Origin of the sequence: Lelliottia sp. JS-SCA-14 (genome assembly GCF_035593345.1) — a bacterium.
GTDB classification, from domain to species: domain Bacteria; phylum Pseudomonadota; class Gammaproteobacteria; order Enterobacterales; family Enterobacteriaceae; genus Enterobacter; species Enterobacter wanjuensis.
In genome coordinates this window covers 2,911,364-2,926,256 of record NZ_CP141606.1, presented here as the reverse complement: position 1 = coordinate 2,926,256, position 14,893 = coordinate 2,911,364, and the positions used below count along the sequence as shown (strand labels likewise).

General features: G+C 58.1%; 12 protein-coding genes. 11 read left to right on the top strand and 1 reads right to left on the bottom strand.

What is annotated here, in order from left to right:
* Position 1 precedes the first annotated feature (1 nt).
* The gene (cheA, locus tag U9O48_RS13735) at positions 2-2,041 is read left to right on the top strand and encodes a chemotaxis protein CheA (protein WP_324722664.1); all 2,040 of its coding nucleotides are present in this window, start codon (positions 2-4) and stop codon (positions 2,039-2,041) included.
* Positions 2,042-2,061: 20 nt separating this feature from the next.
* Positions 2,062-2,565 (top strand): chemotaxis protein CheW, encoded by a 504-nt coding sequence (gene cheW, locus U9O48_RS13730; RefSeq protein WP_282495451.1) that lies wholly within the window; start codon positions 2,062-2,064, stop codon positions 2,563-2,565.
* 85 nt (positions 2,566-2,650) lie between these two features.
* On the opposite strand, the gene U9O48_RS13725 is transcribed toward cheW, so the two are convergent.
* Complete coding sequence (locus U9O48_RS13725) at positions 2,651-3,910, bottom strand: dicarboxylate/amino acid:cation symporter (protein WP_282494692.1); 1,260 nt, start codon at positions 3,908-3,910, stop codon at positions 2,651-2,653.
* A 429-nt stretch (positions 3,911-4,339) separates the two neighbouring features.
* On the opposite strand from U9O48_RS13725, the gene U9O48_RS13720 reads away from it, so the two are divergent.
* The 9 genes from U9O48_RS13720 to U9O48_RS13680 all read left to right on the top strand — a co-directional run bounded on the left by U9O48_RS13720 (position 4,340) and on the right by U9O48_RS13680 (position 14,890).
* Positions 4,340-4,909 carry a spore coat U domain-containing protein gene (locus U9O48_RS13720; protein WP_285144224.1) on the top strand — a complete coding sequence of 190 codons (570 nt, stop codon included), beginning with the start codon at positions 4,340-4,342 and terminating at the stop codon, positions 4,907-4,909.
* A gap of 14 nt (positions 4,910-4,923) precedes the next feature.
* Positions 4,924-5,472 carry a spore coat U domain-containing protein gene (locus tag U9O48_RS13715; RefSeq protein ID WP_324722663.1) on the top strand — a complete coding sequence of 183 codons (549 nt, stop codon included), beginning with the start codon at positions 4,924-4,926 and terminating at the stop codon, positions 5,470-5,472.
* Positions 5,473-5,489: 17 nt separating this feature from the next.
* A complete protein-coding gene (locus U9O48_RS13710; RefSeq protein ID WP_416382089.1) occupies positions 5,490-6,239 on the top strand; it encodes a molecular chaperone in 750 nt (249 codons plus the stop codon).
* Positions 6,215-8,599, top strand: a complete 2,385-nt coding sequence (locus tag U9O48_RS13705; RefSeq protein ID WP_324722662.1) for a fimbria/pilus outer membrane usher protein — start codon at positions 6,215-6,217, stop codon at positions 8,597-8,599. The genes U9O48_RS13710 and U9O48_RS13705 overlap by 25 nt, the downstream gene beginning before the upstream one ends.
* The gene (locus U9O48_RS13700; protein ID WP_324722661.1) at positions 8,596-9,561 is read left to right on the top strand and encodes a spore coat U domain-containing protein; all 966 of its coding nucleotides are present in this window, start codon (positions 8,596-8,598) and stop codon (positions 9,559-9,561) included. Before U9O48_RS13705 ends, U9O48_RS13700 begins: the two co-directional genes overlap by 4 nt.
* A gap of 84 nt (positions 9,562-9,645) precedes the next feature.
* Positions 9,646-11,313, top strand: coding sequence for a methyl-accepting chemotaxis protein II (gene tar, locus U9O48_RS13695; protein WP_324722660.1), 1,668 nt, complete (start codon positions 9,646-9,648; stop codon positions 11,311-11,313).
* A gap of 43 nt (positions 11,314-11,356) precedes the next feature.
* A complete protein-coding gene (gene tap, locus U9O48_RS13690) occupies positions 11,357-12,958 on the top strand; it encodes a methyl-accepting chemotaxis protein IV (protein ID WP_285144229.1) in 1,602 nt (533 codons plus the stop codon).
* Between the two features lie 19 nt (positions 12,959-12,977).
* Entirely contained in the window at positions 12,978-13,844 is an 867-nt protein-coding gene (gene cheR, locus U9O48_RS13685) for a protein-glutamate O-methyltransferase CheR (RefSeq protein ID WP_100779756.1), read from the top strand.
* Positions 13,841-14,890, top strand: a complete 1,050-nt coding sequence (locus tag U9O48_RS13680; protein ID WP_282494685.1) for a protein-glutamate methylesterase/protein-glutamine glutaminase — start codon at positions 13,841-13,843, stop codon at positions 14,888-14,890. The genes cheR and U9O48_RS13680 overlap by 4 nt, the downstream gene beginning before the upstream one ends.
* Positions 14,891-14,893 lie beyond the last annotated feature (3 nt).

Here is a 14,893-nt window from a genome sequence, read left to right as displayed (position 1 = left end):
CGTGAGCATGGATATTAGCGATTTTTACCAGACGTTTTTTGACGAAGCCGACGAGTTGTTGGCAGACATGGAGCAGCATCTGCTGGATTTAGTGCCTGAGGCACCGGATTCAGAGCAGCTCAATGCCATTTTCCGTGCCGCACATTCCATTAAAGGTGGCGCCGGAACATTTGGATTTACCATCCTGCAGGAAACGACCCATTTAATGGAAAACCTGCTGGATGAAGCCCGTCGCGGTGAGATGCAGCTCAACACCGACATTATTAACCTGTTTTTGGAAACCAAAGATATTATGCAGGAACAGCTCGACGCCTATAAAAGCTCGCAAGAGCCAGATGCTGCAAGCTTTGAATACATCTGCAACGCTCTGCGCCAGTTAGCTCTGGAAGCGAAGGGCGAAGTCGCGGCACCTGCGGTCAGCGCGGCAAAACTGAGCGTGGTTGATGCCCTGGCCTCCGACGAGGTGACTCCGCCTGCAGCCGAAGCGAAGCTGCGCGTGGTGCTCTCTCGTCTGAAAGGGAGCGAAGTGAATCTGCTGGAAGACGAGCTGGGTAACCTGGCGACGCTGAGCAATGTCGTGAAAGGCCCGGACAGCCTGGCCGCCACCATCGACGGTGGTATCAGCCAGGATGATATCGTCGCGGTGCTGTGCTTCGTGATTGAAGCGGACCAGATTAGCTTTGAAACCGAAGCCGCCGCTGTTGAAGCGCCTGCCGAAGTGGCTGAAGTGATGGCCGCGCCAGAAGTGGCGATGCCTGCGGTGGTGGCTCCGACGCCTGCGCTGAAAGCGGTACCGAATGACGCGGCTGCGCCAAATCGTGCGGAACGTGAAAAACCGGCGGCCCGCAGCAGCGAATCGACCAGCATCCGCGTGGCGGTTGAGAAGGTCGATCAGCTGATTAACCTCGTCGGTGAACTGGTGATCACCCAGTCAATGCTGGCGCAGCGTTCAAACGAACTCGACCCGGTCACCCACGGCGATCTGATTACCAGCATGGGTCAGTTACAACGTAACGCCCGCGATCTGCAGGAATCAGTGATGTCCATCCGTATGATGCCGATGGAATACGTCTTCAGCCGCTTCCCGCGTCTGGTGCGCGATCTGGCGAGCAAGCTGAACAAACAGATTGAACTGACTCAGGTGGGGAGCTCCACCGAGCTGGATAAGAGCCTGATCGAGCGCATTATCGACCCGTTAACGCACCTGGTGCGTAACAGCCTCGACCACGGTATCGAATCTCCGGAAAACCGCATCGCGGCCGGGAAATCCCCGGTCGGCAACCTGACGCTCTCTGCAGAACATCAGGGCGGCAACATCTGCATCGAAGTGACCGATGACGGCGCCGGTCTGAACCGCGAGCGTATTCTGGCGAAAGCGATGTCTCAGGGCATGTCCGTCAGCGAAAACATGACCGATGAAGAAGTGGGGATGCTGATCTTCGCGCCTGGCTTCTCGACGGCAGAGCAGGTGACTGACGTCTCCGGGCGTGGCGTGGGCATGGACGTGGTGAAACGTAACATCCAGGAGATGGGCGGCCACGTTGAGATCAAGTCCAAGCAAGGTTCCGGCACCACTATCCGTATCCTGCTCCCGCTGACCCTGGCGATCCTTGACGGGATGTCGGTGAAGGTCGCAGGCGAAGTCTTCATCCTGCCACTGGGTGCGGTGATGGAATCCCTGCAGCCGCGTGATGAAGATCTGCATCCGCTGGCGGGCGGTGAGCGCGTGCTGGAAGTGCGTGGCGAGTATCTGCCGCTGGTGGAACTGTGGAAAGTCTTTGAAGTCGACGGAGCCAAAACCGAAGCGACTCAGGGCATCGTGGTTATTCTGCAAAGCGCGGGCCGCCGCTATGCGCTGCTGGTCGATCAGCTGATTGGTCAGCACCAGGTGGTGGTGAAAAACCTCGAAAGCAACTACCGCAAAGTGCCGGGAATTTCAGCTGCCACCATCCTTGGCGATGGCAGCGTCGCACTGATCGTCGATGTGTCGGCGCTTCAGGGTTTAAATCGTGAACAACGTGTGGCGTACACAGCCGCCTGATTAGTTAAGAAGGTAAAAACATGACCGGTATGAGTAATGTAACGAAACTGGCCGGCGAGCCATCAGGGCAGGAATTCCTGGTTTTCACTTTAGGCGATGAAGAGTACGGCATCGATATTCTTAAAGTGCAGGAGATTCGCGGCTACGATCAGGTGACTCGCATTGCCAACACACCTTCCTTTATCAAAGGTGTGACCAACCTGCGTGGGGTAATCGTCCCTATCGTCGATCTACGCGTGAAGTTCAGCCAGGGTGACGTGGAGTATAACGACAACACCGTGGTGATTGTCCTGAACCTCGGCCAGCGCGTCGTCGGTATCGTGGTGGATGGCGTGTCTGACGTGCTGTCCCTGGCTTCCGACCAGATCCGTCCGGCTCCGGAATTCGCCGTGACCCTGTCGACCGAATATCTGACCGGCCTCGGCGCGCTGGGTGACCGTATGCTGATTCTGGTGAATATCGAAAAACTGCTGAACAGCGACGAGATGGCCCTGCTGGATATCGCGGCAAGCCACGTGGCGTGATGTTGAGCCGGGTTTCCCGGCATCAACAATGGCACTAAAGAGTAGGCCGGGTAAGCGCAAGCCGCCACCCGGCTTTTTTTACACCTTACGCTTCCTGCTCCACCAGCTCTGGCTCTTCTTCCAGCAAGCCCTCATTCTGCGCCAGCATCGCGGTGGCGATCCCGTTGCCCAGCACGTTAATCGCCGAGCGGCCCATATCGAGGAAGTGATCGATTCCCATCAGCAGCAAAATCCCCGCAACCGGAATGTTGAAACTCGGGATAGTCGCGGCGAGCACCACCAGCGCGGAACGCGGGACACCGGCGATCCCTTTTGACGCCAGCATGAGGGTGAGCATCAGGACGGTCACCTCGGCAAAGCTCAGATGAATATTGTAAGCCTGGGCGATAAACATCGACGCAAAGGAGCAATAGACCATCGAGCCGACCAGGTTGAAGGAGTAACCAATCGGCAGGACAAAGGAGACGATATTGCGCGAGCAGCCAAAGCGGGTGAGCTGCTCCAGCGTTTTCGGGTAAGCGGCCTCTGAGCTACTGGTGGTAAAGGCCACCAGTACCGGATCTTTCAGCATGCTGACCAGGCGGAAGACCTCTTTTTTCAGCACCATATAGCCCACCGCCAGCAGCACCAGGCAGGTCAGCAGAATGGCGACGTAATATCCACCGATAAACGAGGCGTAGTTGAGCAAAATGCCCAGCCCCTGGGTGGCGATGACCGAAGAAATGGCGGCGAAAATCGCCAGCGGCGCAACGTACATCACGTAGCCGGTTACTTTCAGCATGATATGCGAGACCACGTCCAGCGCGGCGACCAGCGGGGCGTTGAACTTCTCGCCCAGCGACGCGCCGCCGATGCCGAAGAACATCGAGAAGACCACGATCTGCAGAATTTCATTATTCGCCATCGCGCCGACAATACTGGTCGGAATCGTGTGCGACAGGAACCCCTTCAGCGACATCCCGCTGACTGCCAGCCCGGTGTCGACAGAGCCCGCCGGGATCGTCAGGTTCAGGCCCGTGCCGGGCTGCTCCAGGGTGACAATAAACAGACCGACCAATATGGATAGCACCGACGAGCTGATAAACCACACCATCGCTTTCCCGCCGACGCGGCCAATGGTGGAGGTTTCACCGAGCTTCATAATGCCCACCGTCAGTGTGCTGAACACCAGCGGAGCGATCACCATTTTGATCAGTCGGAGGAAAATATCGGTGAGGAGTGTGATGTTGTCTGCCCAGGTCGCGATAGCGTCGGCAGACGCGTACTCGTGAATGACTGCCCCTGAAAGAATACCCGCCAGCATGAAAATCACGATGAAGAGCGTGAGTTTGTTTGCACTTGCCACGAAAAAAGACCCTCTGTTTATGCGCCTAAGTTGTCATCAGTGCGCTGAGTCATATGTTTTTTTTTATTTCAGCGCACAAATACATTCATCGCATAAATTGAAGTAAAGCGAATGCAGATACAACAAATTTTTAAGTTTTATTAATTTTGTTGCTAACGGGCGAGTGATATATTGTGACGCTAATCACATTATTGTGAATATATCCTCAACAAAGCGGCGTTTAAACCTATCGCAAAACATGTAACTTATTGTTTTAAATTGGAATAAAACATCAATAGGGCAAAGGTATGAGGTCCAATTGCCCTGGTGGTTGAACCGCGATCCATAAACTAAATTCTCAATAAGCGCTGATTGGGAATGTTAAGTGGTGCTAACAGATTGAGTGGTATAAATAAAATACGAAGGGCAACACTTTCTGGAGGGCTGTAAATGAAAAGTAAACTCCTTCTGATCTGTACGGGCGGCATGCTGGTTTTCGCGGCGCAGCAGGCGATGGCGGTGACCAGCAGCGGGACCATCGGTGCCACGTTGACATTAACCAACGGCTGTCTGATCAACGGCTCTCCGACCCAAAACGGCATCAATTTCGGTAGCCTTGATTTCGGGACCCATCCCGCCACTTTCTCCACCCTCACCACCCAGTTAGCGGGTGCCAGCGGAGGGAACACCTTCACCATCCAGTGTACGACCGCCAGCTATACGGTGGCGATCACCGGAAACACCAACTCCACCGCGCCGGGTACCGTTGTCGGCACGCCGGGCACGCCTGCGCGCTACCTGGTGAATACCGCCAACACCGCGCAGGGCGTGGCCTACAGCCTGTTTAGCGACAGCGGATTTAACAACGTGATCGCCAACAACGCACCGCTCCCGGTGGCCTCCACCGCAGGCGGCGTCGACAGCTACACCCTGTATGGCCGAATTACCGGGGGCGGGAACAGCGTCACCGTGGTACCGGGAACCTATACGGACACCATTAACGTCAGCGTGACCTACTAGTTCCAGCGCCGGAAATGACCGATGTCATCTCACGTCTGCGAAAAATCGCAGAGGGAAAACTGCGCCTTGTATTTGTGCTCATCGCCGGGGTAGCGGCAGTGGGAACGGCGCGCGCGGTCACCTCGCAGTCGTTTCAGGTGTCGGCGACGATCGTGCCGGGCTGTTCGGTGACGACAGGCACCGGCGGCGTGCTCGGGACGCTTAACTTCGGTACGCGATCCGGCGTTGCGACCGGGCAGGTCAGCACCAGCTTTGTGCCGAACGGATCCTTGTCGATCGCCTGCACGCCCAACGTCGCCCTGAGTATGAGTATCGACGGCGGGCAGCACTACTCTTCGGTGCGCAGGATGCAGCGGGCCAGCGGCACGGAAATGGTGGCCTACCGCCTGTACAGCAGCAGTTCGCTGGCGGCTAACAGTGAGATCGGGGTCAATCAGGCGGTGCCGGTGACCTATACCAATAGCAACAATATTGCGCTGCCGCTGTTTGGTGTGGCGCTGCTGACGGGGTTTAGCCCGGCCGGCACCTATTCAGATCAACTCACTGTGACCTTGTCATGGTGATCTAAGGGAGAAGGTCAATGAAGGCATCATCTATTCGCTATGGCGTACTGGGGATGTGGGCCGTCCTGGCCGTGATGACGGGGAGGGCCAACGCGGCGGCGACCATTCTGCTGTGGCCGATCGACCCCTGGCTTTCCGCGGATACCAAAGCCACCGAGCTGTGGATCCAGAATCAGGGTAACAGCGCCACCACCATGCAGGTGCGCATAATGCGCTGGAAGCAGGAGAACGGTTTCGAGCGCTACACCGCTCAGCAGGATGTGGTCGCCAGCCCGCCGATTGTCACCATTGGCAAAGACGGCAAGCAGCTGATTCGTCTTATCAAGCAGAACGACGTTCCGATGGGCGTCGAGCAAGCCTACCGCATTATCGTCGACGAAATTCCTCAGCCCGGCGACAAATCCCGTCCCGAAATCGGCCTAAAAATCCAGATGCGCTACTCCATTCCGCTGTTCGTCTACGGCCAGGGCATCCCGACGATCAAAGAGGGGGCGCATCACGCCCTGGTGGAGCCGCAAAACCTGAGCTGGAAGATTGTGCAGGAGGACGGTAAACCCGCACTGCAGGTACGCAATCGGGGCGATGTCCACGTCCGTCTGAGCCAGGTGTTGCTCGACAAGCGGACCATCGCCGACGGTCTGCTGGGCTATGTCCTCCCGGACAGTACCCGCAGCTGGCCGTTGCCGGCAGGCGTGCATCAGGCCAGCCAGATGAGTGCGCAAATTAACGCCGGGAACGCGCAATGGCAGTCGGCGCCCGCCCACTGAAACCGGCGATGATCATCCTGCTTTGCGTGACGACCAGCGCCTGGGCCGAAAACGGTGATGACAGTTTACCGCCCCCGCCGGATGCGCAGGCGCTCAACAGCGAGGCCGTGTTCCAGCTCTCGGTGGTGATCAACCACTACGACACCGGCCTGGTGGTCCCCGTCACGCAGCGCAACGGGACTTTTTTTATCTCCAGCGCCGATCTGCTGCGCGCCGGTCTGCCGCCGGAACAGGTGCCGAACGGCGAAGTCGATCTCTCCCGGCTGGCGCATGTGGGCGTGGAGTATGACAGTGCCGCCCAGCGCCTGCTGCTGAGCGTCCCGCGCGACTGGGTATCGACCCGGGTCACGCCCTTCGGCGGACAGACCGCCCAGAGCAAGCCCCAGTATGGCAGGGGCGCGCTGCTCAATTACGATCTCTACACCAACCACACGGAACACATCGGCGGCCAGGCCTCGCTCTGGCACGAGTTCCGCTATTTCAATGAAAACGGGTCGCTCTCTTCAACCGGGTATACGCGCAAAAGCTTTGCCGGTGACTCGGGCCAGCAGGAAGGGTACGTCCGTTACGACACCACGGTGATGATCACCAATGAAGACGACGCGACCACCTGGACCGCCGGGGATGTGATCAGCGATGCGTTAAGCTGGAGCAGTAGCGTACGCATGGGCGGGATCAGCTACGGGCGCGACTTCTCCCTGCGTCCGGACCTGGTCACCTGGCCGCTGCCGGAGTTTTCCGGCGAAGCGGCGGTGCCGACGTCGGTGGATCTGTTCATCAACGGCTATCGTTCCGGCTCGACGCAGCTCCAGCCCGGCCCGTTCACCCTCACCAATCTGCCCTACATCAACGGTGCAGGGGACGCGGTACTGATCACCACCGATGCGCTCGGGCGCCAGGTCAGCACCACCATGCCGTTCTATGTCACCAGCGATCTCCTCAAGCAGGGGCTGAGCGATGGGGCGGTGACGCTGGGGAGTCTGCGTCGCAGCTACGGCATCAAGAATTTTGACTACGGCCCGGCGGCGGGCAGCGGCTCGTATCGTTACGGCTTAACCGACTGGCTGAGCCTGGAAGGGCACGGCGAAGCGGCAGAAGAGCTGGCCCTCGGCGGGGCGGGAACGGTGGTCAAACTGGGGCAGCTCGGCGTGGTCAACGGCTCTTACACCCACAGCCGAATGAGAGGCGACGACGGCGGGCAGATCAACTGGGGCTATCAGTACAGCACCAGCGCCTTTAGCCTCGCGACGCAGCACTCCCGGCGCGATCGCGGATACGGCAACCTGGCGCTCTACGATCAGCCGACTATCTATGATGAGCACGATCAGCCCATCGCCAGCCTGAGCCGCAATACCGACCAGTATTCGCTCACTTTTAATCTCGGTAACTACGGCAATATCGGCGCGGCGTGGATTGGCGTGGAGAGTTTTGACAGCCAGAAAACCGAGCTGCTGAACCTCTCCTGGAGCCGCAATCTGTGGGGAAGCAGCAGTATTTATCTCGCCGCCAGTCGCGACCAGCAGCGCGGCGACTGGACGGTGGCGATGTCCCTGCAAATTCCGATAGGCGAGCGGGACAGCGCCGCCGTCACCTTTGAAAACACGCCGGATTCCGGCAGCACCCAGCGCATCAACTACAACCACTCGATGCCGTCCGACGGCGGACTGAGCTGGAATATGGCGTGGGCGAATCAGTCGAGATCGCAAAACTATCAGCAGGCGACGCTGGGCTGGCGCAACAACAATATCGAAGTGCAGGGCGGGGGATACGGCGAGCAGGACATGATGACCTGGTGGGGCGAGGCGATGGGCTCGATCGTCCTGATGGACAACGAAGTGTTTGCTGCCAATAAAATCAACGACGCCTTCGTGGTGATCAGCACCGACGGCCACCCGGACGTGCCGGTCAACTACGAAAACCAGCCGGTCGGCAAAACCAATCACAACGGCTATCTGCTGGTCAGCGGCGTATCGGCCTACTACCCGGCGAGCTACAGCATCAACACGCTCAATCTGCCCGCCGATACGCGGCTCAAAGAGACGGAACGCCGCGTCGCCATTCGCCGTCACAGCGGTTATCTGGTGGATTTCCCGATGGAGCAGGAGCGAGTGGCGAGCGTGATTCTGCACGATCCGCAAGGGGAGGCGATCCCCGTCGGCAGCCAGGTGAAACGCGCGGCGCGCAGCACGGCGGTGGTCGGGTATGACGGCATCGCGTGGCTGGAGAATCTCAACGACGTGAACCCGCTGGAAGTGATTCTGCCGGAGGGGAAACGCTGCTATGCCACCCTGACCATCGGCGCGAATCCGGATCACAAGCTGCAAACCTTCGGGCCGCTGACCTGCCGGGAGGCCCCGTGAAACGCCTGCTGATCGCCCTGATGCTGCTGTTGTTCTCGGGCGGCAGCTGGGCGGTGTGTAACATCAGCACCGTCAATGCGAATTTCGGCAGCGTGACGTCGTTTGCCTTGAGCGGCACGGGCGAAGTTGAAACCACCGGCACGCTGGTGGTGAGCTGCGATGCGATCCTGAACCTCATCACCAATGACTCCGTAACCCTGAACTACACCGCCGCGACCGTCTCAGCTAACAGCCGCGCGACCATGAAACGCACGGACAATGCGACCATCACCGATGTCATTCCCACCCGGCTGTGCGGGCTGTCGGGCTGTTCCGGCAGCAGCGAAGTGCAAATCGCCAAAGCCTATACCTGGAGCGGCGCCACGCTGCTCAACCTGCTGGGGGCCAAGCAGTACAACATCCCTCTTTATTTCCGCACGGTAGCGGGGCAAAACGTGACGGCGGGGCCGTATCAGGTGGTGTTGACCTTTAGCATTAACTACAACGTCTGTTCCGTCGGGGCCGTCGGACTTTGCCTCACGCCGCAAACCGGCACCGCCACCACCAGCATTACGCTCAACATGAACGTCACCAACGATTGCAGCGCAATGACCACACCAAACGTCAACTTTAACAGCGCGCCGCTGGTGCAAAATTTTCCCACCGTCTCGCAGGCCATTTCCGTTACCTGCACCAAGGGCAGCACCTACACCATCGGCATCAACAATGGCGCCAACGCCTCGAATGGCGTGCGCCGAATGATAAGCAACGGTAATTATATTAATTATGACATTTATAAAGAGGCGACCAGCAACCGCTGGGGCGGCAGCGGAACCGAGCGCTGGACGAGCGCCACCTCATCACAGGTCAGTACTGACGGGCTTCTGCGCACCTATAATTACACCGCCAAAGTGCTCACCGGCCAGACAACTCCCCCCGCCGGAACCTACTCCGACACCCTGATCGTCGACGTCGCATTCTGAGCCGACGTTTTTCCCTTTCGCAAATGTAAAGTTCCCGCAGCCTGTGCCGATAACACCACTAATAATTCTTAGAGAAGGTGTTGTATGTTGAACCGTATCCGCGTTGTCACAATGCTGATGATGGTGCTGGTCATTTTCGCACTTCTTCAGCTTATTTCCGGTGGGCTGTTTTTCTCATCCTTAAAAAATAACCAGCAGAGTTTTGCTGTTTCCAATGATTTACGTCTCCAGCAGAGTGAGCTGACGTCGACCTGGGATCTGATGCTGCAAACGCGTATCAACCTGAGCCGCTCTTCCGCCCGCATGATGATGGACCCGAACAATCAGCAGAGCAGCGCGAAAACCGATCTGCTGAAAAATGCGCGCGCGACCCTGGCCGACGCCGCGAAACACTACGACGCCTTCAAAAAGATTACGCCGCTGCCTTCCATGGTGCAGGCGAGCGAAAACATTGACGAAAAATACACGGCCTATGCTGCCGGACTGGCTGAACTGACCCAGTTCCTCGAAAACGGCAATATGGACGCCTATTTCGCCCAGCCGACGCAGGGGATGCAAAACGCCCTTGGCAAAGCGCTGAGCGAATACGCTACCGCCAGCAGCGAGCAGTACCTCGCGGCCTTCAACGAAAGCAAAAGCGACTACCACTTTGCCAAATGGCAAATGGCGATCCTGGCCCTCGCGCTGGTGATTGTGCTGGTGGCCGTGTGGTACGGCATTCGCGCCATTCTGCTCAACCCGCTGGCGCGAGTGATCGGTCACATTCGTGAAATCGCCAGTGGCGACCTGACCAAAACGCTGGTGATTTCTGGTCGTAACGAAATCACCGAGCTGGCGGGCAGCGTCGATCACATGCAGCGCTCTCTGACCGACACCGTCACCAACGTGCGTCAGGGATCGGATGCGATCTACACCGGCACCAGTGAAATCGCCATGGGCAACAACGATCTCTCCTCGCGTACCGAAGAGCAGGCCTCTGCCCTGGAAGAGACAGCCGCCAGCATGGAAGAACTCACCGCGACCGTGAAGCAAAACGCCGATAACGCCCGTCAGGCGGCACATCTGGCAGAAAGCGCCTCCGAAACCGCACAGCGCGGCGGCAAGGTGGTGGATGGCGTGGTGAAAACCATGCACGAGATCGCCGGAAGCTCGAAAAAAATCGCCGATATCATCAGCGTGATCGACGGGATTGCCTTCCAGACCAACATCCTCGCCCTGAACGCCGCCGTTGAAGCGGCGCGTGCGGGCGAGCAGGGGCGTGGCTTTGCCGTCGTCGCCGGGGAAGTGCGCAACCTGGCGAGCCGCAGCGCCAACGCGGCAAAAGAGATCAAATCCCTGATAGAAGATTCTGTCGCTCGCGTCGATACCGGCTCCGTGCTGGTTGAAAGCGCGGGTGAAACCATGAACGACATCGTCAACGCGGTGACGCGCGTGACCGACATCATGGGCGAAATCGCCTCTGCGTCCGATGAGCAGAGTCGCGGGATCGACCAGGTGGCGCTGGCGGTGTCAGAAATGGATCGTGTCACACAACAAAACGCCGCGCTGGTGCAGGAGTCCGCGGCCGCGGCCGCTGCGCTGGAAGACCAGGCGAGCCGTCTGAAGATGGCCGTCTCGGCGTTTCGCCTTACCTCTGGACCACAAAATACGGTGGCGTCCCGGGCAATCTCTGCCGGGGCCGCGCCTGCCGCAAGGATGAACAACACCCGCGCGCAGGCCGCCGGACAAGAAGAAAACTGGGAAACATTTTGACTGACATTTAACCGCGGCTAATGACCGCTTGATGGGAGCGTGGATGTTAAATCGTATTCGTATCTCGACCACACTGTTTTTGATTCTGATCCTTTGCGGTGTGTTGCAAGTTGGCAGTAATGGATTGTCTTTCTGGGCTTTTCGCGATGGCTATCAGAACTTACAGGAAGTTGAGACGAGTAATCAGCAGCGCTCCTCGCTCGCGCAAACCCGCGCGGTGCTTTTGCAGGCCAGCACCGCGCTGAATAAAGCGGGCACATTAACGGCATTAAGTTATCCGCCTGATGACATCAAGGCGCTGATGACCACCGCGCGTGACAGCCTGAAACAGGCCGAAGCGCAGTTTAACGCCTTCGGCGCGCAGGAGGCGCTCAGCGACAAAGCCAAAGCGCTGAAAGCCGAGATGCAAAAGGGCTATAGCCAGTGGCATAGCGATCTGGAGCATCAGGCCACCTGGCTTGAGAACAACCAGCTGTCAGATTTTCTGACGGCGCCGGTACAGGACTCCCAGGCCGCGTTCGATAAAAGCTTTAACGCCTGGCAGCAGGACATGAACCAGTTCGTTGAAGAGGCGAGCAGCGACAGCCGCACCAGCTATCACATGTCGGGGGTGATTTTCGCCACCGTGGTGATCCTGGCGCTGCTTCTCACCGGCGGGGCGCTGCTCTGGTCGCGCAAGATGATCGTCCTGCCGCTGGCGATTATCAGCAGCCATTTTGACAGCATCGCCAAAGGCAATCTGGCGCGTCCGGTCGCGGTATTTGGTAAGAACGAAATTTCAGCCATTTTTGCCAGCCTGAAAGCAATGCAGGGATCGCTTCGCGAAACGGTGACCGATGTGCGACAGGGCAGTTATGCGATGCACACCGGTATTTCCGAAATCGCGGCGGGGAACAACGATTTGTCGTCCCGTACTGAGCAGCAGGCTGCGTCTCTGGCGCAAACAGCGGCCAGTATGGAAGAGCTGACGGCCACCGTCAGCCAGAACGCCGACAACGCCCGGCAGGCATCGGACCTGGCGAAACAGGCGGCTTTAACAGCGAAAAAGGGCGGGGATCAGGCGTCGCATGTGGCCAGCACCATGCAGCAGATCGCCACCAGCTCGCAGAAAATTGGCGACATTATTAGCGTGATCGACGGTATCGCGTTTCAGACGAACATTCTGGCATTGAACGCCGCCGTTGAAGCGGCGCGTGCCGGTGAACAGGGCCGTGGTTTTGCGGTGGTGGCAGGCGAAGTGCGCAATCTCGCCAGCCGCAGCGCGAACGCGGCGAAAGAGATCAAGGTATTGATTGAAGAGTCCGTCTCTCGGGTGCAACAGGGTTCTCAGCTGGTGGATACCGCTGCCCACACGATGACGGAAATTGTCACCTCGGTGACGCGTGTAAACGACATTATGGGCGAAATTGCTTCCGCCTCAGACGAACAGCGTCGCGGCATCGAACAGGTCGCACTGGCCGTGACGCAGATGGATCAGGTAACGCAACAGAACGCTTCTCTTGTTGAAGAAGCGGCTGCCGCTACCGACCAGCTCGCAAACCAGGCCGATCATCTGACGGGTCTGGTCGCCGTTTTTAACGTAAAAGAGCAAGTCGAAAAAGTAGCAGAAGTCGGGCGGTCACAGGCCGTGCCAGTTGTAACCTGAAAGTGATAAAGAAGGCGCTATGACCTCACCAAACCCCTCGGGGCAATCGTCATTATTGCAGCAAATGACCCAGCGCCTCGCGCTGTCCGACGCGCATTTTCGTCGGATATGTCAGTTGATTTACCAGCGTGCAGGGATTGTGCTTGCCGACCATAAGCGAGACATGGTCTACAACCGACTGGTCCGGCGCTTACGCACCCTGGAGCTTGATGATTTTGGTCGTTATCTGGGCATGCTGGAGGCTAACCCTAACAGCGCCGAGTGGCAGGCCTTTATCAACTCGCTGACCACGAACCTGACGGCATTTTTCCGCGAAGGTCACCACTTCCCGGTACTGGCGGAACATGCCCGCCGTCGTAGCGGGGAATATCGTGTCTGGAGCGCGGCGGCGTCGACGGGCGAAGAGCCTTACTCGCTGGCGATTACCCTTGCCGATACGCTGGGCATGGCGCCCGGCCGCTGGAAGGTGTACGCCAGCGATATCGACACCGAAGTGCTGGAGAAAGCGCGCAACGGCGTCTATCGCCAGGACGAGCTGAAAACCCTGTCGCCGCAGCAGCTGCAGCGTTACTTCATGCGCGGCACAGGCCCGCATGAAGGGCTGGTTCGCGTGCGTCAGGAGCTGGCGAATTGCGTGGAGTTCGCTCCGGTCAATTTGCTCGATAAACAGTACAACGTACCGGGTCCTTTCGACGCGATATTTTGCCGTAACGTAATGATTTATTTTGATAAAACGACGCAGCAGGAGATCCTGCGCCGTTTTGCTCCGCTGCTCAAGCCCGATGGCTTGCTGTTTGCCGGGCATTCGGAGAACTTCAGCAACCTCGCCCGCGAATTTGTTCTGCGCGGCCAGACGGTATATGCGCTGAGTAAGGAAAAAGCATGAGTAAGATCAGGGTGTTGTCTGTCGATGATTCCGCGTTGATGCGCCAGATCATGACTGAAATTATCAATAGCCATAGCGACATGGAGATGGTGGCGACTGCGCCCGATCCGCTCGTCGCGCGGGATTTAATTAAGAAATTTAACCCCGATGTGCTGACGCTGGACGTCGAAATGCCGCGCATGGACGGGATTGATTTCCTTGAGAAATTGATGCGTCTGCGTCCCATGCCGGTGGTGATGGTCTCCTCGCTGACCGGGAAAGGTTCAGAAATTACCCTGCGCGCGCTGGAGCTGGGAGCGGTGGATTTTGTCACCAAACCGCAGCTGGGCATTCGCGAAGGGATGCTTGCCTACAGCGAGATGATCGCCGAGAAGATCCGCACCGCGTCGCGCGCCAAACTGACGGCGCACACCCCTGCGGCCGTCCCTGCGACGCTGAAGGCCGGTCCGCTGCTGAGTTCGGAAAAACTGCTGGTGATCGGCGCGTCAACCGGAGGAACAGAGGCAATTCGCCATGTACTCCAGCCATTGCCGCTTTCAAGCCCGGGTATTCTTATTACCCAGCATATGCCGCCAGGCTTTACCCGTTCGTTCGCTGAGCGCCTGAATAAGCTATGCCAGATTAGCGTGAAAGAGGCGGAAGACGGTGAACGTGTTCTGCCGGGTCACGCCTATATCGCACCGGGCGACAAGCATATGGAGCTGGCGCGCAGTGGCGCTAACTATCAAATCAAAATTCATGACGGTCCGCCGGTTAACCGGCACCGTCCGTCTGTGGATGTGCTGTTTCATTCGGTGGCGAAACATGCGGGGCGCAACGCCGTTGGGGTGATCCTGACGGGGATGGGCAACGATGGCGCCGCCGGAATGCTCGCGATGCACCAGGCTGGCGCCTGGACGATTGCGCAGAATGAAGCAAGTTGTGTGGTGTTCGGCATGCCGCGCGAGGCCATCAATATGGGTGGCGTGAGCGAAGTGGTCGATCTTAGCCAGGTAAGCCAGCAGATGCTGGCGAAAATCAGTGCCGGACAGGCAATACGTATTTAACGA